The organism is Psychrilyobacter piezotolerans (genome assembly GCF_003391055.1).
GTDB classification, from domain to species: Bacteria; Fusobacteriota; Fusobacteriia; order Fusobacteriales; family Fusobacteriaceae; genus Psychrilyobacter; species Psychrilyobacter piezotolerans.
Genome location: NZ_QUAJ01000034.1, coordinates 1 through 23,255 on the forward strand (window position 1 = coordinate 1; position 23,255 = coordinate 23,255).

Sequence of the window (23,255 nt, forward strand, 5' to 3'; positions counted from 1 at the left end):
TCATAAAAAATATGGAGATTTGTATTATTCTTAAATTTTTACAACTTAATATTTTCGAAGAAGCTTATTTTCTAAGCCCCTTTTTATATACATTTTTTTATTCATTTATTTCCTAAAAGTAATTTTTTCTCTAAAAATTCTTTATCATCCAACTAAACTTCTTCTTTTTTACAAATATTCAAATTTATAATTTCCTAGATAATAAAAAAAGCTCAAGGATAACCTTGAGCTTTTAAAATACTATTTCATTACTGAATCTAATTCATCAAACTTTAAATCAGGGAAAGCAGTTGAAACATGCTTGTAAACTAATTTACCTTCATAAACATTGATACCAGGTCTTAATTCAGGGAATCTATTGATAGCTCCCTCTACTCCTAAATCAGCTATTGCTAATCCGTATTTAAGTGTAACATTTGCAAGGGCATATGAAGATGTTCTAGGCATAGCTCCAGGCATATTAGCACAACAGTACATTACAACACCGTTGTCAGTTAAGAAAGTAGGATCCTCATGGTATGTAGGTTTAGATATAGGAGTCGATCCACCTTGGTCGATTGAAATGTCTACAATTACTGATCCTGCTTCCATTGAGTTTATCATATCCATAGTAATTAAATGCGGACACTTTGCTCCTGGAATTAATACAGTAGATATTACTAAGTCAGCAGTTTTAATCTGTGCTGCTAAATTTCCTGAATTAGAGTATAAAGTTTTGATCTTATTTCCATAAATATCATCAAGATACTTTAATTTAGCGATATCTACATCTAATATAGTAACGTCAGCTTCTAATCCAACTGCCATCTTAAGTGCTGCTTGTCCAGAGATTCCAGCTCCTACAATAACAACTTTTGCTCTAGCAGTACCAGTAACTCCTCCTAATAAGATTCCTTTTCCACCCATATGTTTTGCTAAGATATTAGCTCCGAAGATAACTCCTTCTCTACCAGCAACTTCAGACATTGGTGCTAATAATGGTAAACTTCTGTTTTCCATCTCTACAGTTTCGAATGCAATCCCGGTAGCTCCTGCTTTCATTAATCCTACTGTCTGGTCGTAGTCAGGTGCTAAATGAAGGTATCTATAGTGAATTTGTCCGGGTTTAATGAGAGCAAGTTCTCTAGGTTGAGGCTCTTTAACTCCTACGATCATATCTGAAACTTCATAAACTTCCTCTAAAGTTGAAAGAATCTCTACTCCTACAGCTTTATAATCTTCGTCAGTTAATCCAATTCCATTTGCTGCTCCAGATGTCATATAAACATTATGCCCTCTGTTAACAAATTCTGCTGCTCCCTCTGGTACTAGTGCAATTCTATGCTCTTGTGGTTTGATCTCTCCAGGTATTCCTATTCTCATTATTTTATCCCCCTTTAAATTTATTATTTTTTCGATCTAATCATTTATACTATATACTTTTATCAAAATCAACCATTCCTCATAAAATAAATGCATTTACTTCAGATAACAAACACTCAATTTGTCGATGTGTCGTGAAAAAAATATCCAAGATAAGAAACAACATCATTTAAAAGCATGTTTTCATTACTTTACAAACTTTAAATAGTGAAAAAAATATCTTTATCCTCTGGAGGTATTTTTGGAAATTAATAAAAAAAATTTTCTTTTTTATTATCTAGGATGTTAAAAATTATGAAAATTACAAAAAAAGACCCCCAAGATGGGGGTCTAGACCTTAGCTATTTCTGGAAGATCTAATTTTTATTTTCTAATTTTTTTATGGCACTTTCAAATTCATCCCGGCTTATTCCAAAATTATTTAATTTACTTAAAAACTGTTTGCTGTTAGCGTATCCTATCTTCAATAATCCCCCTAAATTTTGTCTGTTCATCTTGGAATTTGACCCTACAGAAAGATTGTTTTCAATCATATCGGTAACAGTAAATTCTTTTCTTTCTGAAATAACTTTAAATTTTGCTCCCTCTAGGGCTTTTAAGATAGATTCAGGATCAGCATTTTCAATTCCGATGTTATCCCCCTTTCTCCCTTCCTCCCTGGATATATAAGCATGTTTAACATCAGGAACATAATTTTCAATAGTTTTTCGAATCTGTTCCCCTGCAAAATCAGGGTCGGTCAAGACGATTACCCCTGTTCTTTCGCAGGCATTTTTTATCTTTTCCAGAGTCGATTTTCTTCTCACAGCAAACCCATTGACCTCTATCATCTCAGCATCTACAGCTTTTTTTACTGCGGAAATATCATCTTTACCCTCTACCACTATTACTTCTTGTATTCTTTTTTTCATGTATCCTCCTAATTTTATTCATCTCTAATTTTTATAAATTGATATTTTAAATTACACTAATAATTTTTGCCGCCAATCTACACAAATCTTATAAAAATTTTATAGCTGTTACACAGAAGCCTTCTTAAAAAACTACTTTTTAACATAAAGATCCACAAAGTTAGAAAAAGAGATTCACAGACCTCTTTCCCTCCGTGCAGCTCTGTGACCGTTCGTTATTATTTTTTTTATTTTTTCATTTGCAAGATCAGTGTTTATCGGTGGTTAAGTTATAAGTTATTAATTACTTTCATTGTGTCATTTAATTATCAAATTGGTATTAGTCCTTATCTAAAGTTTATTATATCATATCATTGAAGAAAACTGATTAAAATAGTATAATAATTAGTGTTTCACAGTACTTTTATCCACGTGCACTTCAGATAATAACCCAGAAAAAATTAAAAAAACAGGAGAAAATAATGAGTAAAATATATATAACAGAGGATGTTAAAAATCATAAAAAAGGAATAGAGATCCTGGAAAAGATAAAAAATTATAAGCTCATTGAAGATGAGAAGACATTTGTTAAAATGATTCGTGATATGAAATTAACCAATGAGGAGGAGAAGCAGTATATGCTTTTCACCACTAAAAAAGGGAATTTTTTGAAGAATTATTATCTGGATGACAACTTATCCAAGATAAAAGAGGAGTTCTATCTGTCATATGAAAATAACTGTCCCTTTAACTGTCTGTACTGCTACCTTAGAGATTATTTCAACCACAGTGCCTTTATTTTCTATGTAAACTTAGAAGATATGTTCATCGAATTAGATAAATTTAATAAAAGCGGAACTATGGTAAGTGCCGGGATTGTCAATGACACCCTGGTTCACGATAACCTTACCAATGTAACTTCCGATCTTATAGGGTATTTTAAAGACAGACCGGAATTGATCCTGGAATTGAGAACGAAAAGTCATAATATAAAAAATTTGTTAGAGATAACTCCTCCTAAGAATATCCTTATATCATTCACATTCAGCCCCCAGGAAGTCATAGACAGGTATGAGTTAGGAGCATCATCTCTGAGGGAACGTATTGCCGCTGCCAAAAAACTCCAAGAACACGGTTATTCCATAGGACTTCGATTAGATCCCATGATAGATATAGAGGGAAGTGACACCGCTTACAGAGGTATGGTAGAAGAGATATTTTCTGTCCTTGATCCGACTAAGATAAGGGATATAGGAATTGGAACCATCAGATATAAAAAAGGGCTGCGCCAGAAAGTATTGGCAGAACGAAATACAGACCTGTTTTTCAATGAATTTATAGTTGGAATAGATGGGAAGGAGAGATATTTTAAAAAAATACGTATAGATATGTATAAAAATATAGTAAATTCAATAAATAAATATGGAAACTTCGACATCTATCTGGGGATGGAGCCGCAATATATTTGGGATGAAGTTTTTAAAGGGGAGGTTAGATGAACTATTTAATCATAGGTGATTCAACCACAGAGTTAGTTTATAAAGATCTTCTCGGTAAATTAACTGTGGAAACACCAAATATTTTACAAAAGACCTTTGATGCCAGCTTAAAGGAGGAGGAGTTATTTTTTCAGTCCATCTCCATAAATTCTATGTTTGGAGGAAAAGAATTATTAATTCTTAAAAGAGCAGAAAAAATCGATAAAATCTGGAATTTTTTTAAGGCTATGAATAATTTTAATATATTAAATAAAGATATAATTATTATATATAACTCCTCCCTCAACGAGTTCGGAAAGGAAGTGAAACCTTTCCCGAAAAAAGCACGAAAGGAAGTTGAGGGGAATTTTAAATTAATGGAAGTGTCGGATAAAGACGGAAATACCACAATTAACTATATTATGAATACCCTCAATGTGGACAAACCTGCAGCAGTAAAATTTAAAGACATGGTAGGGGGAGACCTCTCTACTCTTCGTCAGGAGATGCAGAAAGTAAACACTTTTTTAGATGGGGAAGTTTTCGCCTTTGAAAAAGTTATAAATATTTTAACTGTATCCAAGGAGTATAATACCTTTGATATGGTAAAGGAGGTCTTGCAGGGGAAGAAGGAAAACACCCTCCTCCACCTGAAGAAATCCAAGGAGCATATTTTCTTTTTAAATATATTCATGGGAGAACTGTTAAATCTATTGAAACTGCGTGTTCTTTTTGAAGAAGGAACTATAAAATCAACCAGAAACTATAACTCCTTTAAAGTAGCCTTTGAGAACAATAAAAATTTATTTAAAAATAAAAGGGGATTCAGCCATCCCTATGTTATTTTTTTAAAACTACCCCTCATAGAAAGGTTTGACAGTGATGCACTGCAAAAATATCTAAATAAAGTCTTGGATATAGAAGCTAAATTTAAATCCGGAAACGGGGAACTGGATCTAATGCTGGAGACCTTTATATTGGAGGTATAGAAACCCTCTCTTGCCTATCGGCACTCTCTCCCTGAATAGGGAGAAAGACTTACTTTTTCTACTTTGTTTCTCCCTGGGAGGGTATACATTTAAAATTGAGTATTAAGTAAACTTAATTTTAATAATCGTAGAATCACTTAAGAAGGAGAGGGTTAAAAAAACTATACAAAGGAAGAGTCAAAAGGAGAAAAATTATGAATAAACCAAAAATAAACTATCAGGTGATCTTGGAAAAAAAGATAAAAGAAATAGAAAAATCAGATTATATTCCGACTTTACTGCTGCATTCGTGCTGTGCACCCTGCGGGTCGTATGTACTGGAGTATCTGGCAGATTATTTTAAGATTACAGTATATTACTATAATCCAAACATTACCTTCAACGATGAATATCAAAAAAGATATGTTGAGCAGCAGGAATTTATAAAAACTGTTAACAAAACGTCTAAGAATAAAATAGAGTTTTTAGGCGGGGAATATGATACCAAAGAATTTTATTATAAAATAAGGGGATTAGAAGATATAAGAGAGGGAGGGGAACGTTGTTTTGAGTGTTTTGACCTGAGACTTACCCGGACAGCTAAGATGGCTAAGGAACTAAAGTTTGACTACTTTAGTACAGCTCTTTCTATCAGCCCGTTAAAAAATGGCCAGAAAATAAATGAAATCGGGATAGAGCTGGAGGAAAGATTAGGAATTAAATTTTTAAGAGCTGATTTCAAGAAAAAAAATGGATATAAAAGATCCATAGAATTATCCCGTGACCACAACCTTTATCGTCAGGATTATTGCGGGTGTGTGTACTCAAAAAAAGAGAGGGAGGAAGATTAAAAAATAAACTTTATCTCTGTATTGCCATAGCTGCAGGGCTTTATTTTCTATTCAACAGAATTTTATTTCAGTATTATGACAATATGATACAGGAATTTATAAATTAAATATAAAGATTGAAAAGAGTATAAAACTTGAGGGTTTATGCTCTTTTTTTATAAATTTATGTAAGTTATCCTTAAAAAGATGCAACATAGGACAGGAAAGTTGTGATAAATAAAAAAGGAGTTGAAAATTCAACTCCTTTTTAGTCTCATGTTATTACAGGTAATTATAAAGCGTTAACTGCAGCAGCTAATCTAGCTTTCTTTCTTGATACAGTGTTCTTCTTGAAAACACCTTTAGTAACTGCTTTATCTAACTCTTTGTAAGTTACAGATAATGCTGCTTTCGCTGCTTCTGCATCTTTAGCTTCGATAGCTGTTAATAATTTCTTTACCATAGTTTTAGTTCTAGATTTTACAGCTTGATTTCTCACTCTGTTTCTTTCTGCTGTTCTTATTCTTTTTCTACCTGATTTAGTATGTGCCAAATTAATTCCTCCTAAGAATTTAAAAATTTAATATTTAAAATAATATTTTACTTTGCAATGATATCACACATTGCAAAAAACGTCAAGATACTTCTTAACTAATGAGGTTAATTTGGTAAGTAAATAACAAGATTAGAGACCAATATTGTACAATAGACCGAGTACATTATATCATATTTTTAACTATTTTAACAATAGTTATTTTAGGAACCGATCTGGATGCAGCTTCACGCTGCTTTTTTATATCCTTAGAAAACTAGGAATTGGAGATATCAGTTCAATTTGCTGGTACCATTAGCAGATATTAACCCTGATCAAACAATAATTAATTTAAAATTAAAATTCAATTAAAAATCTAGAAAGAGAACATGTTTAAAAATCGTTTTTTTTCCTTGACTTTAACAAAAAAAGGAGTATAATACATTTTGTTGTAAAAAAGTGGACAATAAAAATAAAAGAAGTAATATGAAATTTTTAGGAGGTTGTATATTATGGTTTATGTATTATTAATAGTATCTTTTGCTATTTTAATAAAGGGAGCAGATGTTTTTATCGAAGGGTCTTCAGTTGTGGCCAAGGCATTTAAAATTCCTGAACTAATTATTGGAATAGTTATTGTGGGGTTTGGAACGTCGTTACCGGAATTTGCAGTTAATATGGCTGCTATAACTAATAATTCCAACGAGATGGCAGTTGGAAACATAGTGGGATCAAATGTATTTAATATTTTATTCATTGTGGGAGCAATTGCTATATTCAAGCCTATGATAATAGATGAAAAATTAGCATCCTTTGACTTTCCCATAGCTATAGTTGCTGCTATTTTACTGCCATTTTTAGCCTTTGACGGAACACTTTTAGGCTTTGATCAAAATCTTACCAGGATTGACGGTGTTATCTTAATATTAATCTTTGCTTATTTTGTCAAAGAAACAATAGGAAAATCATTGGTAGATCAAAAATATAAAGAAAAGAAGATGATGATCTATGAAATCGCTGAAGGAACTTTTAAATTAAATAAATTCTTACGTGGAAAGAAGGAAAAAAAGCCATCTGTTAAACATCTTTCTAAAGACATAGCAATGATTGTAATTGGACTAATTGCCGTAGTAAAGGGCGGGGATATGGTCATTGAATATGCATCTGAGATTGCCAGGACCTTTGGAATGAGTAAGCATTTGGTAGGGCTTACTATTGTAGGGGTAGGAACGTCACTCCCTGAATTTGTAGTGTGTATAATGGCTGCCAGAAAGGGACAGCAGGGTATTATTATAGGGAATATAGTCGGATCGAATACTTTTAATATCTTACTTACTTTAGGTGCATCTATGGCTATAAAACCAATTGTAGTGGATCATGCTATGATTACCGATGCTATGAATGTAGGAATGGCTACAATCCTGGTGGGAGCATTTGCCATATTAAATAAAAAAATTGGCAGATTGACAGGAATTATATTGGTTGTGGTTTATATAGGTTATATGTATGGTGTAATAAAGGGCGCACAATAAATTTACAGGAGGAATCTGATTATGATGAGTTTGAAAGATATGTTTAAAAAAAATAAAGAAATATTAATATATTCACCCCTTAAAGGTGAGGTCTTGGATCTAAATGAAGTGCCGGACAATGTTTTTACAAGTAATATCATAGGAGACGGGTGTGCCATAATTCCCGAGCCCGGGGAGATCTGTGCTCCTATATCTTCCAAGGTAGAGATATTTAAAACTAATCACCTTTTAATATTTGAACCTAAAAAAGGTGTCTATATCGTTATCCATTTCGGTGTGGGGACATCTCTTTTAGGAGGAAAAGGATTTGAAAGGATTGTAGAACTTTCTCCTAAAAAGATGGTGGAAGCAGGAGATAAATTAGTAAGCTATGATTTAGATTATCTGAAGGAAAATGCAAAGTCTATAATCACTCCTATAATTGTAAGTGACGATAATGTAGATTATATAGAACTATTGGTGGATCCGGGGGAAAAGGTAGATGCAGGAACTCCTCTTATGAGGGTAATCCTTAAATAAAGTTCAAAAAAAAAGAGTGAATATTCACTCTTTTTTTTGTATCTAAGAACTCATAAATTAATTATAAAAATTTTAAGTTTATAAAAATTTAAATTACTCCTAATTGGATGGAACGTCACGTTCCTAGAATAAGCTCTTCTGATCTGTGTCGCTTAATCCTTCAATTGCACCTAGGGTTTTTAATTTCTCAATGATTGTAGCAGAAGCCTTTGTTCTCCTCTTGAGGTCTTCATAGGATGAAAAAGTTCTTCCAGTACGTTCATTGAGCATATTTTCAACCACTGCTGCTCCTAATCCATTTACAGCAATAAGGGGCAGCCTTATCTTGTCACCTTCGATCTTAAATTTAAAACCATCGGACTCATATACGTCCACTCCTAAAAATTCTACTTTACGGGCATTCATCTCCAGGATGATCTCAGATAGTGCCATCTGCCCCTTCTGTCTTACATCCATTCGGGGTTCATTGTTTAATTCCTTAATCTTACTCTTTATCCCGCCTAAAGTCAGCATAAAGTCGGAATCAAAATCATCTGCTTTCCTGGTCAGGTATGCAGTGTAGAAAGCCTGGGGATAATGAACTTTGAAATATGCTATCCTCATTGCCATCATAACATAAGCCACCGCATGTCCCTTAGGGAACATATACTTTATCCTCTTACACGATTCAATATACCAGGCAGGAACTTTTCTGCCCTTCATAATATTTGAATATTCCTCCCAGGTATCAGGCTCCTTGCTGGGTCTTCCCTTTCTGACAAATTCCATGATCTTAAAGGCCAGGCCTTTTTCGATTCCTGAATCGATAAGATAGTTCATAATATCGTCTCTTACTGAGATTACTTCAGATAAGGTAGCTTCTTTTTTTCTGACAAATTCCTGGGCATTGTTCAGCCAGACATCTGTTCCGTGGGAGAGCCCTGAGATACGACAGAGTTCTGCAAAGGTTGTTGGCTTGGTATCTACCAGCATCTGTCTTACAAACCCGGTACCGAACTCCGGTACTCCATAAGTTCCAACTACCGAGCCAATTTCATCAGGTGTGACTCCCAATGATTCCGTTGAAGAAAATAATTTCAATGTGTCTGGATCTGCCAGAGGAACATCATAGATATTTACCCCAGTAAGATCCTGTAATAATTTGATGGTAGTAGGGTCATCATGCCCCAATATATCCAGTTTTACCAGCTGTTCGTCCATTACGTGATAATCATAGTGGGTGGTTATGGAAGTGGAATTTTGGTCATTTGCAGGCCGCTGTACAGGGGTAAAATCATAGATGGATTTTCCCTCTGGAACGATGATCATTCCGCCGGGATGCTGTCCTGTGGTTTTTTTAACCCCTTCGCATTTTTTGGCCAGCCTTTCCATCTCGGCACCTCTCATAGGCTGGTCATTTTCTTCGGAAAATTTCCTTACATACCCGTAGGCATTTCTTTCAGCCAGGGTAGAGATAGTCCCTGCCTTAAATACGTTTTCTTTTCCGAATAAGACCTCGCAATATTTATGGATAGTTCCCTGGTATTCACCTGAGAAATTCAGATCTATATCCGGAACCTTATCCCCGTTGAATCCCATAAATACTTCAAATGGTATAGAATGACCGTCACGGGTCAGTTCCACGCCACATTCAGGACATTTTTTAGAAGGGAGGTCTACCCCGCTTCCCTCCTTATCCATAAATTCTGAATACTGGCATTCAGGACACACATAGTGGGGATAAAGAGCGTTTACTTCGGTGATATCCATCATGAATGCCACCAGGGATGATCCTACAGATCCTCTGGATCCTACCAGATATCCGTTGTCCAGGGACTCCTTTACTAATTTTTGGGCCGACAGATATAATACTGCAAAGCCATTTCCAATGATAGCCTTTAATTCCCTTTTAATCCTAGCATCAATATGAGCCGGCAGGGGATTACCATATATTTTATAAGCTTTATTGTAAGTCATGTCACTTACTTCTTCCTCTGCATTATCCATCTTAGGGGGATAAAAACCATCTGGAATAGGCTGAACCTTCTCAATCATATCATTGATCTTATGGGTATTATCTATAACCACTTCATTTGCTGCCACGTCCCCTAAATATGAGAACTCCTCAATCATCTCATGGGTAGTCCTGAAGTACAGCTGGTTATCATACTGCCATGAATTAAATGCCATTCCGCTACCATACCGGAGGACACTCCGAGTCAGGTGTTCATCTGGATTCAGATACTGCACATCTCCTGTGGCTACTACGATCTTCCCCTGTTTTTCAGCTAACTCCACAAAGTATTTATTCATCTCAATGATACTGTCATATGATTCCACTTCTTTTTTCTCAACTAATTCGGTATATGTACCCCTTGGATGGATCTCAAAATAATCATAGTATTTAGCTAATTCTTCAATCTCCGATTTAGCCGTACCACGAAGGTAAGCTTTTGTCAGTTCCCCTTCATTTCTAAAAGTACCGCTTCCGCTGCTGGCTATAATCAGCCCTTCCCTGAGTTTTGTTAAGAGTGACTTAGGTATTCTGGGTTTTTTCTGTCCGTAAAAATCAATATGAGCTCTTGAAACCAATTCATACAGGTTTCTCAACCCTTTCTGGTTTTTTACCAGGATCATGGTATTGAATGTATCCATGAGCCTTACATCGGTTTCATAGACATTGTCTATCTCACTTAACTTATAAGCTCCCTTTGTCAGAACCATATTCATCATCTTTACAAATATATGTGCTGTAGCTTCAGCGTCATCTACGGCTCTATGATGGTTATCGAGCTCTACACCCAGATGTTTTGCCATGGCTTTTAAATTATGTCTTTTTAGTTCCTTTAGGATATTTCTACCCCACAGTAATGTATCTATTACAGCAGGATCGTAATTTTGATCCAGTCTGGTCTTTAATTTTGTCTGAATAAACCCTATATCAAATTTTGCATTGTGGGCTACCATGGTAGCATCTTTGGCAAATTCTAAAAATTTAGGTAAAACTTCCTCAATTTGAGGAGCATCTGCAACCATTTCATCGGTAATACCGGTAAGTTTCACTATATTTTCCGGGATAGGTTTATTGGGATTAACAAAGGTAGAAAACCTTTCGATAACCTTAGTTCCCTTTAATTTTACTGCTCCTATTTCTGTGACCTCATCGTTATGAGGATCAAATCCGGTAGTCTCTATATCAAAAACTACATAAGTTTCATCTTCTATGATATTATCTTTGGCATTTTTTACCATCTTTACAGCATCGTCTACTACATAAGCTTCGCAGCCCATGATCACTTTAAAGTCTTCCATTCCTTTAGCTGCCTTGAAAGCAAAGGGGAATGAGTGGGTTACACCAAAATCAGTGACAGCAATAGCCTTATGACCCCAAGAGTGGGCATGTTTAATCAGATCTTTAGCATCGATAAGTCCTGCCATATCACTCATCTTAGTATGGGCATGGAGTTCAATTCTCTTTATCTCTGCCTCATCTTTTCGCTGGACAGTTTTAGACTCAATGGCATTTACATTGGTTGCAGCCAGGATATCTTCGTTATTGGTATACTGGTCATTTTCTTTTTTCCCCTTGACCTTTACCCACATTCCGGCTTTAATATCCACTTTATTTTCTATCTTTGTAAATATTTTAATGGAGATTGAATCTTTATGATTGGTCATTCCAAACTTTACAATTCTCCATTTGTTTTTTATCTCAATTTGTTCAACCTTGAAGACCTCTCCTTCCAAGGTGCAGACTTCTCCGGGATAGATTTCGTTGAACTCTAAAAAATCATTGGTTGACCCCTTGATCATTCCCCGTCCAAAGAGAATTTTTTTCCCTTCGCTGCTTTCAATAACCCTGACCTTCTCCATATCTCTGGGCTCGGTCCTTTTAGGCTGTTCTGTAACCTGCTTTACCGGATTGTTCAGCTGGATCTCCTTATTGGATCTTTCAATCTGTTCTTTGGTGATTCTGATAATTTCATCATCCATATCTCTGACTTCTCTGGTAAAGTCTCCCACAAGGAGCCGGATATCGAGATTATTTATCCCATATCTTCCCAATCTGGTATTTAATTTTATGTCCACTTCAGCCTTTAAAAGGTTGTCTAAAGACACCTGATCCTTTAATTCTATATCTATATGCTGGTCGTGGATATAGATCCTATACAGGTGTAAAAAAGATCTAGAGGGAGCACTGGTATTTTTTAACTCCCTGATAATCCTCTCTACAACCAATTTTATATCCATCTTAGTCAGATTGGCAGCCTCAAATTCAACTCCTAAATCCAGCTCTAATTTATCTCCAAACTTTTTATCGATCTCTTTTTGAATAAGGTCCAGCTCATCTAAGTTATGAGGATTTTTTACCACACACAATAACTCTATTTTTTTTAGTTTTTCATAGACAGTTATCTCTTTTAACTCTATATTTTTTACTCCTACAGACTCAAAAAGATTCTTTTTGGGCCGTATCTTAACTATATTTCTAGGCATATTTCCTCCCTATCTTTTCCATTAAACAATATTTCTATTTCTTCTCATTACCTTTGGTGATAAAGGTTTTTTTTATCTACCACCTTATTATTATATCATAGACTCAAAATAAAATTTATAGTTTCCTAAAAAAATAATAAGGGAATATGACCTTCTATCCGGATAGAAATTTAATAAAAATTCTTCAATATTTAGGTTATCCTGTTCAACTCTATGATTTCTTGGTTAATAAAAACTCCGTGGGTGTTCTATATCGCCACAAATTTTGTTTGTTTTTTATGCTTCCTTATTTAATTTGATGAAAACCTATTCAAAACACTGATATAAGGGCTTATACGAGAAAATCCATTTTATTTGAACTACTCGCTAGTATTATTTTCAAACATTCTTTTTAACAAAAAACAAAATCCGAACTTAATTACAAAAAAACCGTTGACTTTTTTTAACTTATATGATATTATATTGTATCACTCATATTTTTGAATGGTCCTAAGAAGTTAGAAGTGAAATAAAAACAGTACCGGAAAACTGTAGATGACGAGATCTATAACCGCGGTAACAAAGAGGAGAAAAAAATGAAAAAAATAGTTTATATGTTGAAAGTTTCAACAGTATTTTCAACGATGATAAGTGTATCTTTAGTTTTAGCTAGATAGACTCAATCAGAATGAAACAAAATGTTTAATGCAAATATTTTGTTAACATAGTATTTTAAAAGCCAACTAAGAATCTTAGTTGGCTTTTATTATTTTCTCAAAAATATTTAATTCTTCATCATAAAGTAAGGGTCACAGAACTTTGAGAAAACGAGATAAAGAGATTCGCTAAGAATTTTGAGAGAACTTAATTTGTTGAACGCTCTAGTATATATGAAAGTACTGAGTAATATCACTTTCAAAGTTAAAATGAACCTTGTTAAAGATGGAATCCTTAGTTTTTTTAGCAGCAACTTATCTATATGAAAAAATTCAAGGAATTATTCAAAGATTCTGGTAAGAATAAGTAGATGAAATATTTTTTATTTATGGAGGCTGGCTGATTTTTTTTTATATGGAGGGGTGGAATATGAAATTGAAGGTGTGGAAGACTTTAGTTATAAATATTATTTTGATGATAATTTTCGTATCTATTGTGGTGATGGTGAGTCTAAAAATGAATATAACGGAATTTGACTTAAATTATTTTATTCTGCCTATTTTTTTTGCCATCTTATTTGGATCTATCATTACATACTTATCTATGAAGAGAACCAGGCATCTAGAGGAAAGGATAAAAGAAAAAACAAAGGAACTTAAACATTATCCATCCATGGATGATATGACCAATACCTATAACAGAAGAATGGGATTAAAGATGCTGAAAAATCATTTTAGTCTCTCAAAGAGGGATAAAAACAGCTTGTCGGTATGCCTCATAGATCTCAATGGACTAAAATCTGTGAATCACACCTTTGGTCATACCAAGGGAGACGAGCTCATAAGAGATGTCGCTGAAATGCTGAGATCCAGTATAAGGGAATCGGATATTATCTCCAGGATGGGGGGAGATGAATTTCTAACAATCCTTCCTGAATGTGATATAGCAGGGGCAAGGAAAGTTATGAAACGATTAAGAGAGAAGATAAGGATATATAATGAGGACTCCCAAAAAAGCAACAGTAAAAGTTACAGTGAATCCATAAGCTTTGGAATTTCGGAATCTTCCTACCATGATAAGAAGACTGTGGAATATTTGCTGTTAGAAGCAGACAATAAGATGAATATCATGAAGAAAAAAAAGAGAGCGATCTCCCATTACTCAGAAGGAAGCAGTGACAATGTTTTAATCTTTAAACTCTGGGTAATTGTTTTATAAGGAATTAAAATTATAAGGGTAATTTAGGAGGAGTAAAAAAATGTATAAAATAACAGAAAAACCTAAACCGGAAATACCAACACCGGAAAAACCTAAACCAAAAACACCTGCACCGGAAATACCTGCACCGGAAGTACCCGCACCGGAAGCACCTGCACCAGAAATACCTGTGCCGGAAATACCGTAAGATATATTTGAAATCTGCCATGAGGCTTAAGGGGGGACAATGACAAATAATAAACAAAAATTTACAGCAATGGTAAAAATACCAAATGAGAGTTCTAAAAGAGATATAGACTTTCTTTTGAAAGGGGATGAAGTGGTGTTATTAACTTATCGTTCTATTGAAGATATGGTATTTTTCACCGAAAAAAAATTAATAACACTGGATCTTCAAAAGACTGCAGAAAAAAAAATCCAATATATGTGTATTCCATACTCAAAAATAATATCTTTTTCTGTTGAAACCACCCAGTCATTTGATTTGGATTCAGAATTAAAATTTTGGTTATCTGGATTGGGAGAATTTGGGATTTCTTTTGGCAGGGGAACAGATATAAGGGAAATTATCACATTAATAAATGATTCCATGGAGTACTAAGCTTATATGAAAGAGGGTTGTGGTTTGAAAGATTAATGTAAGAGTTATCATAATTTAAAATGAAATCATTAGGGCACTTAGGTGCTCTTTTTGGATTTCATCCAAAACACCCCCCTTCTAATTTTAGTGAAATTTAGTTTTTTTAACCATTCCTTAAATTTCCCCTTCCATTTTTTAAATTTTATGTTATACTTTTTAAAAAAGTAACATAGGAGGATTAATCATTCATTTTTTTATTAACACTAAAACTCAAGAAATTCACTCAGCCAAGTGCTCTATACTGCTGAGACAACTTGGCCTTTCTTCAGCTTTTTATACTGATTTTAAACTTTATATTAATTTAGGATTTCATCATAATTTAGAATCTGCTATCATGAGGGGAATTTCTAAAGGCTATATCAATGCCAGATGCCCTTCTTGCTGCTGTACTTCCATAGGTTGGTAAGTTTCAAATATCTTCTTTTAGTCAGAGTTTCCATTTTTGTAACTTTTGTGGTATAATTTTAGGATAAAAAAGGAGGTGGCTTCTATGATTCATTATATTGATTTTTATATTGATACTAAAACTTACGAAATACACCAATCTGACTGTAATCATATACCAACTAAAAATAAAGTTTATCTGGGTATCTTTAGGAATTTAGAGACAGCATTGACCAATGCTGTCTCTAGAGGATTTACAAGAGCTTATGTCTGTAATTCCTGTAATATACTGCTTTAAAGAACAATAAAAAGAGCTGCTGTACAGCTCTTTTTATTGTTTCTGAAAGTTTTCTTTTACTTCATTAGTATAAAACTAATCAATTTTTAAGTTGTTTTTTTCTCCAAAAAACTATAAAATATACATGTAATGAGTATTGTAGTTAAACTACTATCCTCTCCCCAAGAGAATTCATTATAATGATTGTATCGATGGGCTCCTGAAATTTAATTTCAGGAGCCCTTTTGTATACTCATAGAAATACATTGTGTTCGGAGGCCCCCTAATGCAATATCTTTAAAAATATACATAACTTCTCAGATAAGAAAGTAGTTATTTAGTTTAGTTAATTAATAGTTTATTTAGTTAGTTAATATTGTTTTTTTGGGCATCTAGTTGTAAAATTTTGGTAAGTGGACTCAAGACATATGTTCTCGAGACTCTCTCTCTCCTAAATTTTATGTGAATTAGATTCTAATCTAGTTAAAAAATAGAATCCACTTAGAAAAATCTATCCTCAATAGATTTTTTGATTTCTTAAAAGACCCATTCTATTTATGGGTCTTTTTTAATTTCTCGGTAAATTTTACTTTTTTATTATTTTTTTATTTAGCAATATAATAAAGATTCCAAAGTTTCCGCCTTTGATACGGGTTCATTTCGATTCACGAGTATTAAAATCAGATATAATTAAATCTAATTTTAAATGTGAGTGAGCAAAAGAAACGAACCAAAGAAAAGCTCAAATTTTGAAAATAGCTTCTAAATAGAAATAAGATAGCTACGAGCTTTCGAGCCATAGTCCTCGTTTTACTGCGTACCCGAAAAGGGCATCACCAATATTCTAGAAATTCTATAATAAAATTTAAGGATATTGAGAGAACTTAATTTGTATATCGCTCTCGGTAGGATAATTACTGCAAAAGTAATATCGCCTTCAAAATTAAAAGTTTAAAAACCTAAAGAAAAAATATTTTTTAGTTCTAAAATTAGTGATAATTCGTGACAAAATCTTTGCGTGTCTCTTTATCTCTTTTCTTTGTGATGAATAATCTGTGTAATCTGCGACAAAAAATCTCTGAGAATCTCAGTGTACTCTGAGCCTCTGCGTTGAATAATGTGAGTTCCCACCATCGATAATGGGTTCAAGACCTCAAACTTTATTTTCCTTATTAAATAACGGGATAGGCCCCTCATCATAATTTAACTTTCCAAATCAGATTATCCATTTTTGGTCCCCAGTAATCTTTAGCTGTAAAAAATGGTTCTCCTAAATTTTTAGTCCAATACCTCTGGGCACTTTTATAACCGGAATCCAAATAAAATTTTTCTACATTTTTAGATCTTAGTATTTTATACATTTCATTTAAAAGAATTTTTGCAAGGCCTTTTCTCTGATAGGAAGGATGGATATATACAGTTCCTATCTTCATAGAATCTTTCTTGAGATCTTTAATCACACTCTTTATATCTGAATCACAATATGAAGATGATATAGTCCCTATTATTTTTTCTCCATCCAGAGCAATTAAGATAGATATATTACTACCCTTTTTAAAATAATCCTCACAATACTTCATTTTTTCCTTTACTTCTTCATCTACAAAATCTGGAATTTTTATTTCTTCTTTTGCGGCAGTATCAGATATAACTGTTTTAAAAAATTCTTCTAATTGAGGAAGATGACTTTTAAATGGTTTTTTTATTTCCATTGAGGCCTCCTTGAAAAAGGTGTGAAATTTATAATAAAGGTTCCAAAGTTTCCGTCTTTGATATAAATTTTTTTTAGACTAAAATCTTTTTTCTAGATGTTACCTAGCTTCTCAGTAAACATTCTACTCAGTCGTCCAACAAAATAAGTTCCGCAGTGGAGCGAGGACTGTCGCAATTAAAAGACGGACATTACCTCTGACTTACCCCTATAACATCATTTAGAAAAAGTCTGCTTTTCTTTCCTCTATTTCTTTTTCAGATAAAAAGAAACAGAGCCAGTTAAGGGTGGCACCCTTTAGATTCCAAAGTTTCCGCCTTTGATACGAGTTACTTTTTCTCTTGAAAGAAAAACTAACGAAAAAGTTCAAGAAGTTTATAATTGTCTTTGCTAACAAGTGCCAGTGATCCCCGTTTCTTAGTAGGATTCCTGACGGGCATGGTGGGCACGACGAAACTCGCAAGGTGTTTACCGTGAAGCTAGACGACTATAAACTTCGAAATTCAAAATCAAAAGATAGAATCTGTGATATGCTCTGACATTTATTTAACTCCTAATTTAATTTTTATTTAAACTTATTTCTATATTTTTTTTGAAGTTTTCAATTTTTTCATCTTTCCTCCTACAAGATTCATACCCTAGAGCTTCAGCTTCTTTTGAACTATAATTTCCTTCTACCGATTTCAGATATCCATATCCTTTTCTATGGCACTTCTACTCTATTCTTTTACTTATTTAATAACTTCTTCAAGAAGCTATTGAGGAATCAATTTAGTTTTTATAGATTAGTTTTCGCATCATTTAATTGATCTAACAATTCTTTGTACCTTGTAGCATGTTTTTTTGTTAATTTAATCTCATTTGAATATAGTTTTCTTAGGGAAATCATAAATGCTTGGAGATTCATTTCAGCAGAAAGATAATCTAATAATCGCTGTTCCTTATATTTCGGCATATATTTATTTGCTAGGGTTATTCCGTTATACGCAATAGTTTCATCAGGTAAAAAAAGAATAAATTTATCATTTTTATCTTTAGGGGGTGTTATATCTTTCAAAATTCCCCCATCACCTGATGACCAAATACAATGAAGTTCAGCTTCAACAAATAAAGGCTGATCCCATATTATCCAACCATATAATGGTTTTCCTCCATCTTGTTTACATTTGGTAGCAACATTATCAAAGCAGTTTGAGACTGTTGCATGTTCTTCCGGTGCAATTTGGATGTATAAAGCTTCATTATTGTTAATATGATTCATCATTAAGTATTGTTCTTGTGTTATTTCAATTTCCATGTGTAACTCCCCCTTTAAAATATGAATAGTATGAGACTTTAATTTGGTATTTCGTAAGTTATGAAATATATCAATTTTAGATTTTTTCTATTGAGTCTTTGGATTTATTGATTTTATATCTAATTTTTTAGTTCCACCACATAGTTCGTATGTATACTTTACTAGTTTTTTTTACTAAACTCCCTCTTCTTTGACACTATCTTTTTTTAAATTAGGCTCTATTTTAAATCAATGTTGATAATGAGCATAATTAAAGTGGACAAGTATAAAACGACCACTTTAAGTGACAAATTCCTATAGTATATTTCAAATTTATGATATTAATCAATATTTTTGATTGAGCTACTATTTTGTCCAATAATATTCCCTTCATCATCAGTAATAAAAGTACCTTTTGTAGCATCTAATATTACATATTGATTACCCCAAGGGTCTTTTACAACAGCACATTTTCCTATTTTTATATCAAAAGGTCCACATATAATTTCTCCACCTGCTCTTTTTATTTCTACAATTGTATCTATTACTGATTCTACTTTAATGTCAATCTCTTGTGCTTTTCGCTCATTTTGAATAACAATTTCCGCTATTCCTTCGCTCATTCCAAGACCTATTGCTGAATCGGATTGCCATATAATTTTCAATCCAAGTTTATTGCAATAATATTCTAATCCATCCTGTAAATTAGGAATATAAAATTGCACACAGTCTATATTTTTAAATATTGGTTGTTTTGATATCTCCATTTGTATCCCCCTTTTAAATTCACTTAATAAATACTAGGTTAATTGTAATATTTTAACTTTTTTTTAACTTTTTTACAATATTTTTAATTCTCTCAATAGTATCAAGTTGTTGTAGGGGGGGAATCCTAAGATAGTCATAGGTCTTATTCTGCGATAGCTTAGCAAGATAAATACTAAACCCCTTCGGAACTTTCTCCTTGTTTTCCTCTTTCTTTCAATAAAGACAGAGGATATAGTTAAAATAAAAGTAAAATAATTTAGGAAACTTCGGTAGCTGGGCGAAGTCGAAGCTACCCTACTTTCTCCTTCTTTCTGATCGCATTTAAAATAATTACCTATCGATCCCCCCGTCTTTATGATCGCATTTAAAATAAATGATTGCTTATCATTTATTTTGAAAATCGCGATATCGTGGGGGCTAGGGGAAGTTCTGTACCCTTTATTAAAGACAATAAAAAAAGAGTAGAAAAATCTACTCACATTCAACACCTGTTATATTTAAGTAAAATCAAACACAATTTTTTCTGGATTTATGTCTGCAATACTTTTTAAATCTAAGGCGGATTTTATACTGGCATTTTTTAAAGTCATTGTTCCTTTAATCTCTTCTGCAATCGATATTAAATCTAATGTTGAATATTTTGAAGCATCTAAGGTAAACCCTACCCCGCAGCCCCCAATTGATTTTAATTCTGATATTGTCATTTTAACACCTCCTGAATAATAGGAGTATACAATATAATACCCATCTAAACAATATGAGAAAGTTCCTATTTTTATAAGTATAAATATAAAGTTTATAATATGTTGTATTTTTAAATTTAATATGTTATTTTAAATTAACAGCACGTTAAATTTAAAAAGGAGTGGATCAATGTTTATTATTAATATAACTTACAAAGTAGACTTAACAGAAGTAGAGAGCCATTTAGAAAAACATATTGAATATATTAAAGAAGAGTTTTCTAAGGGAAATTTTATCGCTTCAGGGAAAAAAAATCCAAGAGATGGGGGGATTATTATTTCAAATTTAGAAGATAAAGCAGAATTGGAAGCAATTTTAGACAGAGATCCATTTAAAATTAATGACATTGCTATTTTTAATATAATAGAATTTTTGCCTACTAGAGTTGGAAAAGGTTATGAAAATTTATTAAAATAAGATGACAAAAAGGGATATTTTAAAATATCCCTTTTAATCTATTCTTTATTTTCTCACGATCGGCGAAGAGTTCAGATCAAAAGGATTGGTTCTACAGGCAAGGGAAAATAAAAAAGGATAACTTTCTCTTAAATGATCTATATAGCTGATCCATTGATTTTTTAGTTCTCCATAAACTCTGTTCATGTCTCCTGTCAGATGCCTGTAATCTTCTTCAGGAAGACCTACAAGAGTATCCCTATACTTCAGCTCTTCAGCAAGATGGAATACAGCCCACAAAAGATCTGTAAAACTTTCATGCTCCAGTAAATTATTATTTTCAAGGAGTCTTAATAAAAAATCTTTTTTATTTTCCAAAAGTAGTTTTAATTTCCCCCAATTAACCTCTTCAACATTCAATTGACTTTTATGTTCCTTTAAAACTGCACACATATTTTGAAATTCTTCCTCCGAAGGATGATCTGTTATTTTAAATTTAGATTGTGACCTTATTATCTCCCCATCCATATTTGCAATAATATTTAGAAGTTCAGTACCTATCTCACTGTAAAAAGTCCCTATAACCATATTTAATTTTTCCATACGTTCCTTTTTTTCCCTGTTATCAAGAATTTTATGAATAATTAATGTAACCAATAAAACTTCAATAAACAAAAAAGCAATATCTTCTATTAAAAATACCAAAATATGATGTATATCTCCAAACAATAAATATTCAAGAAGATAAAAAGAAGCTGACATAATTATCAGTAACAAGCCCATATAGATTTTCCAATTTACTTTTTTCATTTTCGCCACCTTTGTTAAATAATTTTTTTATAAAATTAACAGCTTTTAAAAATTTATTTTCTCCTTTGCAGAAACAGCCATCTCACCAAAAGATAAATTTTTTTTAAGCTTTAACCAAGATTAATTTTAGCTTTAAATCTTTAAAAAGTCAATTTTTTTTAAAGTTTTAATGCTCTCTAAAGTCCCTTAGAAACGAAATTAGAGATGTTAAAATCAAAAAGGTCTCTCAACATATGAGAAACCTTTTATTTTTAACTATTTTCCAGTTTGTACTCTTTTTTTCTGAAAAATGGAATCAGAAACATCACCACTGCTACCCAGATAATGGTAAAACTAACAAGGTGTATAGTAGTAAAAACTTCTCCATAAAGAAATACTCCTATTATGAGAGCTAAACTGGGATAGAAGTATTGGAGAATGGCTATATCAGAAAATTTTGCCATCTGTGCTCCTTTTACAAAGAAGAGCAGCGGTACAACTGTGACTCCCCCAAGAAGAAGAAGGTATATCAACTGTCCTTTCCCTATGGCACTTGGTCCTTCACCTAAAAATAAAAAAATTATGGCAAAGGGAAGAGCCACCGTCATCTCAAGGGTAAGACTTATAAAGGGGTTTAAATTTATAGTTTTCTTTATGCCCCCATAAACTGCAAAGGATATAGCTATGAATACTCCCCAGAGAGGTATTACACCGCTTCCCACTGTAAGTACTGCCACCCCAATAACTGCGATAACTATTCCATATCTCTGGAGTTTACTTATCTTCTCCTTAAAGACCACTAATCCTGTTAAGGCCATGAGAAGAGGACATATATAATATGCCAGACTTGCCTCTATTATCCTGTCTGAAACCATGGTATAGGTATAAGCTCCCCAGTTAATGGAAAGAGCTCCTGCTGACAGAATTATTTTCTTCATAGTTTTTTTATCCCTTAATACTTCTGTATACTCCCTAAATTTCCCCCTTACAAGAAGATAAATACCCAGAGATAAAAATGATAATATTATCCTGTAGTTCAGGAGTTCAAAGGCTGGTATTCCCTTTAAATGTCTCCAGTATATGGGAAGTATCCCCCAAAGAATATATCCCATTGCTGCAAAGATTATCCCTTTCCTCTCTCTTCCTTCCATTCTTTTTCCTCCCTTAATCCATGTTTTATAAAAGACTATACATTTGATTGGATTTAATAGCAAGTATTTTTTATAAAAAGGCACTTGGAGGAGTACCCTAAAGCTAATGGGATTATATTTTTTCTGTTTTACCGGAACGTTTTTTAGAAGGCATATAATTTTCTTCATAATCAGCCAAAGAATCTAAAGCTATTTTACCTAAAGGAACTATGGCAAAGAGGTTTAAGACTGTCATAAGTCCGACTCCCATATCTGCAAGAGCCCAAACAAACAGATATTGGCTTAAGCCCCCTGCAAACAGCATAGAAAGAGCAAAGGTTTTATAGAGGTTCTGAGCTAATTTCCCCTCAACAATAAAGGAAACATTGGATTTGGCATAGTAAAGAATACCTAAAAAAGTACTAAAAGCAAAGAGCAGGAGAACGATGGCGATAAATATAACTCCGAATTCACCCAGATGATGCCTCATGGCAGCCTGTAAAAGACTCATCCCTGTTTTCCCTTCAGTAGTAGTTTTATCTGCTAATAATATAACGAATGCAGTGGCACTGCAAATAACAAGGGTATCTATATAAACTCCTAAAGACTGTATTAATCCTTGTTTTGCAGGATGGCTGACCTCAGCAGCAGCAGCGGCACAGGGTGCACTTCCACTCCCGGCTTCATTGGAGAATAATC

20 protein-coding genes are annotated in these 23,255 nt (G+C 33.2%); 9 read left to right on the forward strand and 11 right to left on the reverse strand.

Features of this window, described 5'->3' with window-relative positions:
* Positions 1–240 precede the first annotated feature (240 nt).
* Both ald and rnmV read right to left on the reverse strand, forming a co-directional pair.
* Complete coding sequence (gene ald / locus DYH56_RS13690; protein WP_114643443.1) at positions 241–1,362, reverse strand: alanine dehydrogenase; 1,122 nt, start codon at positions 1,360–1,362, stop codon at positions 241–243.
* A gap of 356 nt (positions 1,363–1,718) precedes the next feature.
* Complete coding sequence (gene rnmV, locus DYH56_RS13695; RefSeq protein WP_114643444.1) at positions 1,719–2,273, reverse strand: ribonuclease M5; 555 nt, start codon at positions 2,271–2,273, stop codon at positions 1,719–1,721.
* A 461-nt stretch (positions 2,274–2,734) separates the two neighbouring features.
* Between rnmV and DYH56_RS13700 the strand changes: the two genes are divergently transcribed.
* The 3 genes from DYH56_RS13700 (at position 2,735) to DYH56_RS13710 (ending at position 5,549) form a co-directional block, all read left to right on the forward strand.
* Complete coding sequence (locus DYH56_RS13700) at positions 2,735–3,751, forward strand: SPL family radical SAM protein (RefSeq protein WP_114643445.1); 1,017 nt, start codon at positions 2,735–2,737, stop codon at positions 3,749–3,751.
* On the forward strand, positions 3,748–4,719 hold the full coding sequence (locus DYH56_RS13705; protein WP_114643446.1) for a DNA polymerase III subunit delta: 972 nt from the start codon (positions 3,748–3,750) through the stop codon (positions 4,717–4,719). The genes DYH56_RS13700 and DYH56_RS13705 overlap by 4 nt, the downstream gene beginning before the upstream one ends.
* A gap of 194 nt (positions 4,720–4,913) precedes the next feature.
* A complete protein-coding gene (locus DYH56_RS13710; RefSeq protein ID WP_114643447.1) occupies positions 4,914–5,549 on the forward strand; it encodes an epoxyqueuosine reductase QueH in 636 nt (211 codons plus the stop codon).
* A 271-nt stretch (positions 5,550–5,820) separates the two neighbouring features.
* Here the strand turns inward: DYH56_RS13710 and rpsT are convergent, their stop codons facing one another.
* A complete protein-coding gene (gene rpsT, locus DYH56_RS13715) occupies positions 5,821–6,081 on the reverse strand; it encodes a 30S ribosomal protein S20 (RefSeq protein WP_114643448.1) in 261 nt (86 codons plus the stop codon).
* A gap of 491 nt (positions 6,082–6,572) precedes the next feature.
* On the opposite strand from rpsT, the gene DYH56_RS13720 reads away from it, so the two are divergent.
* Positions 6,573–7,592 carry a calcium/sodium antiporter gene (locus DYH56_RS13720; protein WP_114643449.1) on the forward strand — a complete coding sequence of 340 codons (1,020 nt, stop codon included), beginning with the start codon at positions 6,573–6,575 and terminating at the stop codon, positions 7,590–7,592.
* Between the two features lie 21 nt (positions 7,593–7,613).
* The gene (locus DYH56_RS13725) at positions 7,614–8,111 is read left to right on the forward strand and encodes a PTS sugar transporter subunit IIA (RefSeq protein WP_233500048.1); all 498 of its coding nucleotides are present in this window, start codon (positions 7,614–7,616) and stop codon (positions 8,109–8,111) included.
* A gap of 123 nt (positions 8,112–8,234) precedes the next feature.
* On the opposite strand, the gene DYH56_RS13730 is transcribed toward DYH56_RS13725, so the two are convergent.
* Positions 8,235–12,587 (reverse strand): PolC-type DNA polymerase III, encoded by a 4,353-nt coding sequence (locus DYH56_RS13730; RefSeq protein WP_114643450.1) that lies wholly within the window; start codon positions 12,585–12,587, stop codon positions 8,235–8,237.
* A 1,065-nt stretch (positions 12,588–13,652) separates the two neighbouring features.
* Here DYH56_RS13730 and DYH56_RS13735 point away from each other — a divergent pair.
* The 3 genes from DYH56_RS13735 to DYH56_RS13745 are packed head-to-tail and all read left to right on the forward strand — an operon-like array spanning position 13,653 to position 15,042.
* Positions 13,653–14,441 (forward strand): GGDEF domain-containing protein, encoded by a 789-nt coding sequence (locus DYH56_RS13735; protein ID WP_158539159.1) that lies wholly within the window; start codon positions 13,653–13,655, stop codon positions 14,439–14,441.
* A gap of 40 nt (positions 14,442–14,481) precedes the next feature.
* The gene (locus tag DYH56_RS16035) at positions 14,482–14,628 is read left to right on the forward strand and encodes a hypothetical protein (RefSeq protein ID WP_158539160.1); all 147 of its coding nucleotides are present in this window, start codon (positions 14,482–14,484) and stop codon (positions 14,626–14,628) included.
* Between the two features lie 39 nt (positions 14,629–14,667).
* Positions 14,668–15,042, forward strand: coding sequence for a PH domain-containing protein (locus tag DYH56_RS13745; RefSeq protein WP_114643452.1), 375 nt, complete (start codon positions 14,668–14,670; stop codon positions 15,040–15,042).
* Positions 15,043–16,938: 1,896 nt separating this feature from the next.
* Here the strand turns inward: DYH56_RS13745 and DYH56_RS13755 are convergent.
* The 4 genes from DYH56_RS13755 to DYH56_RS13770 form a co-directional block, all read right to left on the reverse strand.
* Positions 16,939–17,454 (reverse strand): GNAT family N-acetyltransferase, encoded by a 516-nt coding sequence (locus DYH56_RS13755; protein WP_114643454.1) that lies wholly within the window; start codon positions 17,452–17,454, stop codon positions 16,939–16,941.
* Between the two features lie 777 nt (positions 17,455–18,231).
* Positions 18,232–18,750 (reverse strand): hypothetical protein, encoded by a 519-nt coding sequence (locus tag DYH56_RS13760; protein ID WP_114643455.1) that lies wholly within the window; start codon positions 18,748–18,750, stop codon positions 18,232–18,234.
* Between the two features lie 320 nt (positions 18,751–19,070).
* Positions 19,071–19,496, reverse strand: coding sequence for a VOC family protein (locus DYH56_RS13765; protein ID WP_114643456.1), 426 nt, complete (start codon positions 19,494–19,496; stop codon positions 19,071–19,073).
* Positions 19,497–19,994: 498 nt separating this feature from the next.
* A complete protein-coding gene (locus tag DYH56_RS13770) occupies positions 19,995–20,201 on the reverse strand; it encodes a hypothetical protein (RefSeq protein WP_114643457.1) in 207 nt (68 codons plus the stop codon).
* Between the two features lie 169 nt (positions 20,202–20,370).
* Between DYH56_RS13770 and DYH56_RS13775 the strand changes: the two genes are divergently transcribed.
* Positions 20,371–20,658 carry a YciI family protein gene (locus DYH56_RS13775; protein WP_114643458.1) on the forward strand — a complete coding sequence of 96 codons (288 nt, stop codon included), beginning with the start codon at positions 20,371–20,373 and terminating at the stop codon, positions 20,656–20,658.
* 45 nt (positions 20,659–20,703) lie between these two features.
* Here DYH56_RS13775 and DYH56_RS13780 read toward each other — a convergent pair whose 3' ends face one another.
* From DYH56_RS13780 to DYH56_RS13790, 3 genes are all read right to left on the reverse strand, one after another.
* The gene (locus DYH56_RS13780; protein WP_114643459.1) at positions 20,704–21,447 is read right to left on the reverse strand and encodes an MJ1433 family protein; all 744 of its coding nucleotides are present in this window, start codon (positions 21,445–21,447) and stop codon (positions 20,704–20,706) included.
* A gap of 251 nt (positions 21,448–21,698) precedes the next feature.
* Positions 21,699–22,577 (reverse strand): EamA family transporter RarD, encoded by an 879-nt coding sequence (gene rarD / locus DYH56_RS13785; RefSeq protein ID WP_158539161.1) that lies wholly within the window; start codon positions 22,575–22,577, stop codon positions 21,699–21,701.
* 112 nt (positions 22,578–22,689) lie between these two features.
* The coding region (locus DYH56_RS13790) for an alanine:cation symporter family protein (protein WP_147269623.1) at positions 22,690–23,255 on the reverse strand (566 nt) is incomplete at its 5' end.

What these genes read in the sequence shown, in the direction of transcription:
- DYH56_RS13780 (WP_114643459.1), bottom strand. Translation starts at nt 21,447, where the DNA reads ATGAAAAAAGTAAATTGGAAAATCTATATGGGCTTGTTACTGATAATT.
- DYH56_RS13700 (WP_114643445.1), top strand. Translation starts at nt 2,735, where the DNA reads ATGAGTAAAATATATATAACAGAGGATGTTAAAAATCATAAAAAAGGA.
- DYH56_RS13760 (WP_114643455.1), bottom strand. Translation starts at nt 18,750, where the DNA reads ATGGAAATTGAAATAACACAAGAACAATACTTAATGATGAATCATATT.
- DYH56_RS13770 (WP_114643457.1), bottom strand. Translation starts at nt 20,201, where the DNA reads ATGACAATATCAGAATTAAAATCAATTGGGGGCTGCGGGGTAGGGTTT.
- DYH56_RS13710 (WP_114643447.1), top strand. Translation starts at nt 4,914, where the DNA reads ATGAATAAACCAAAAATAAACTATCAGGTGATCTTGGAAAAAAAGATA.
- DYH56_RS13775 (WP_114643458.1), top strand. Translation starts at nt 20,371, where the DNA reads ATGTTTATTATTAATATAACTTACAAAGTAGACTTAACAGAAGTAGAG.
- DYH56_RS16035 (WP_158539160.1), top strand. Translation starts at nt 14,482, where the DNA reads ATGTATAAAATAACAGAAAAACCTAAACCGGAAATACCAACACCGGAA.
- rarD (WP_158539161.1), bottom strand. Translation starts at nt 22,577, where the DNA reads ATGGAAGGAAGAGAGAGGAAAGGGATAATCTTTGCAGCAATGGGATAT.
- DYH56_RS13745 (WP_114643452.1), top strand. Translation starts at nt 14,668, where the DNA reads ATGACAAATAATAAACAAAAATTTACAGCAATGGTAAAAATACCAAAT.
- DYH56_RS13705 (WP_114643446.1), top strand. Translation starts at nt 3,748, where the DNA reads ATGAACTATTTAATCATAGGTGATTCAACCACAGAGTTAGTTTATAAA.
- DYH56_RS13755 (WP_114643454.1), bottom strand. Translation starts at nt 17,454, where the DNA reads ATGGAAATAAAAAAACCATTTAAAAGTCATCTTCCTCAATTAGAAGAA.
- DYH56_RS13725 (WP_233500048.1), top strand. Translation starts at nt 7,614, where the DNA reads ATGATGAGTTTGAAAGATATGTTTAAAAAAAATAAAGAAATATTAATA.
- rnmV (WP_114643444.1), bottom strand. Translation starts at nt 2,273, where the DNA reads ATGAAAAAAAGAATACAAGAAGTAATAGTGGTAGAGGGTAAAGATGAT.
- DYH56_RS13765 (WP_114643456.1), bottom strand. Translation starts at nt 19,496, where the DNA reads ATGGAGATATCAAAACAACCAATATTTAAAAATATAGACTGTGTGCAA.
- DYH56_RS13735 (WP_158539159.1), top strand. Translation starts at nt 13,653, where the DNA reads ATGAAATTGAAGGTGTGGAAGACTTTAGTTATAAATATTATTTTGATG.
- ald (WP_114643443.1), bottom strand. Translation starts at nt 1,362, where the DNA reads ATGAGAATAGGAATACCTGGAGAGATCAAACCACAAGAGCATAGAATT.
- DYH56_RS13730 (WP_114643450.1), bottom strand. Translation starts at nt 12,587, where the DNA reads ATGCCTAGAAATATAGTTAAGATACGGCCCAAAAAGAATCTTTTTGAG.
- DYH56_RS13720 (WP_114643449.1), top strand. Translation starts at nt 6,573, where the DNA reads ATGGTTTATGTATTATTAATAGTATCTTTTGCTATTTTAATAAAGGGA.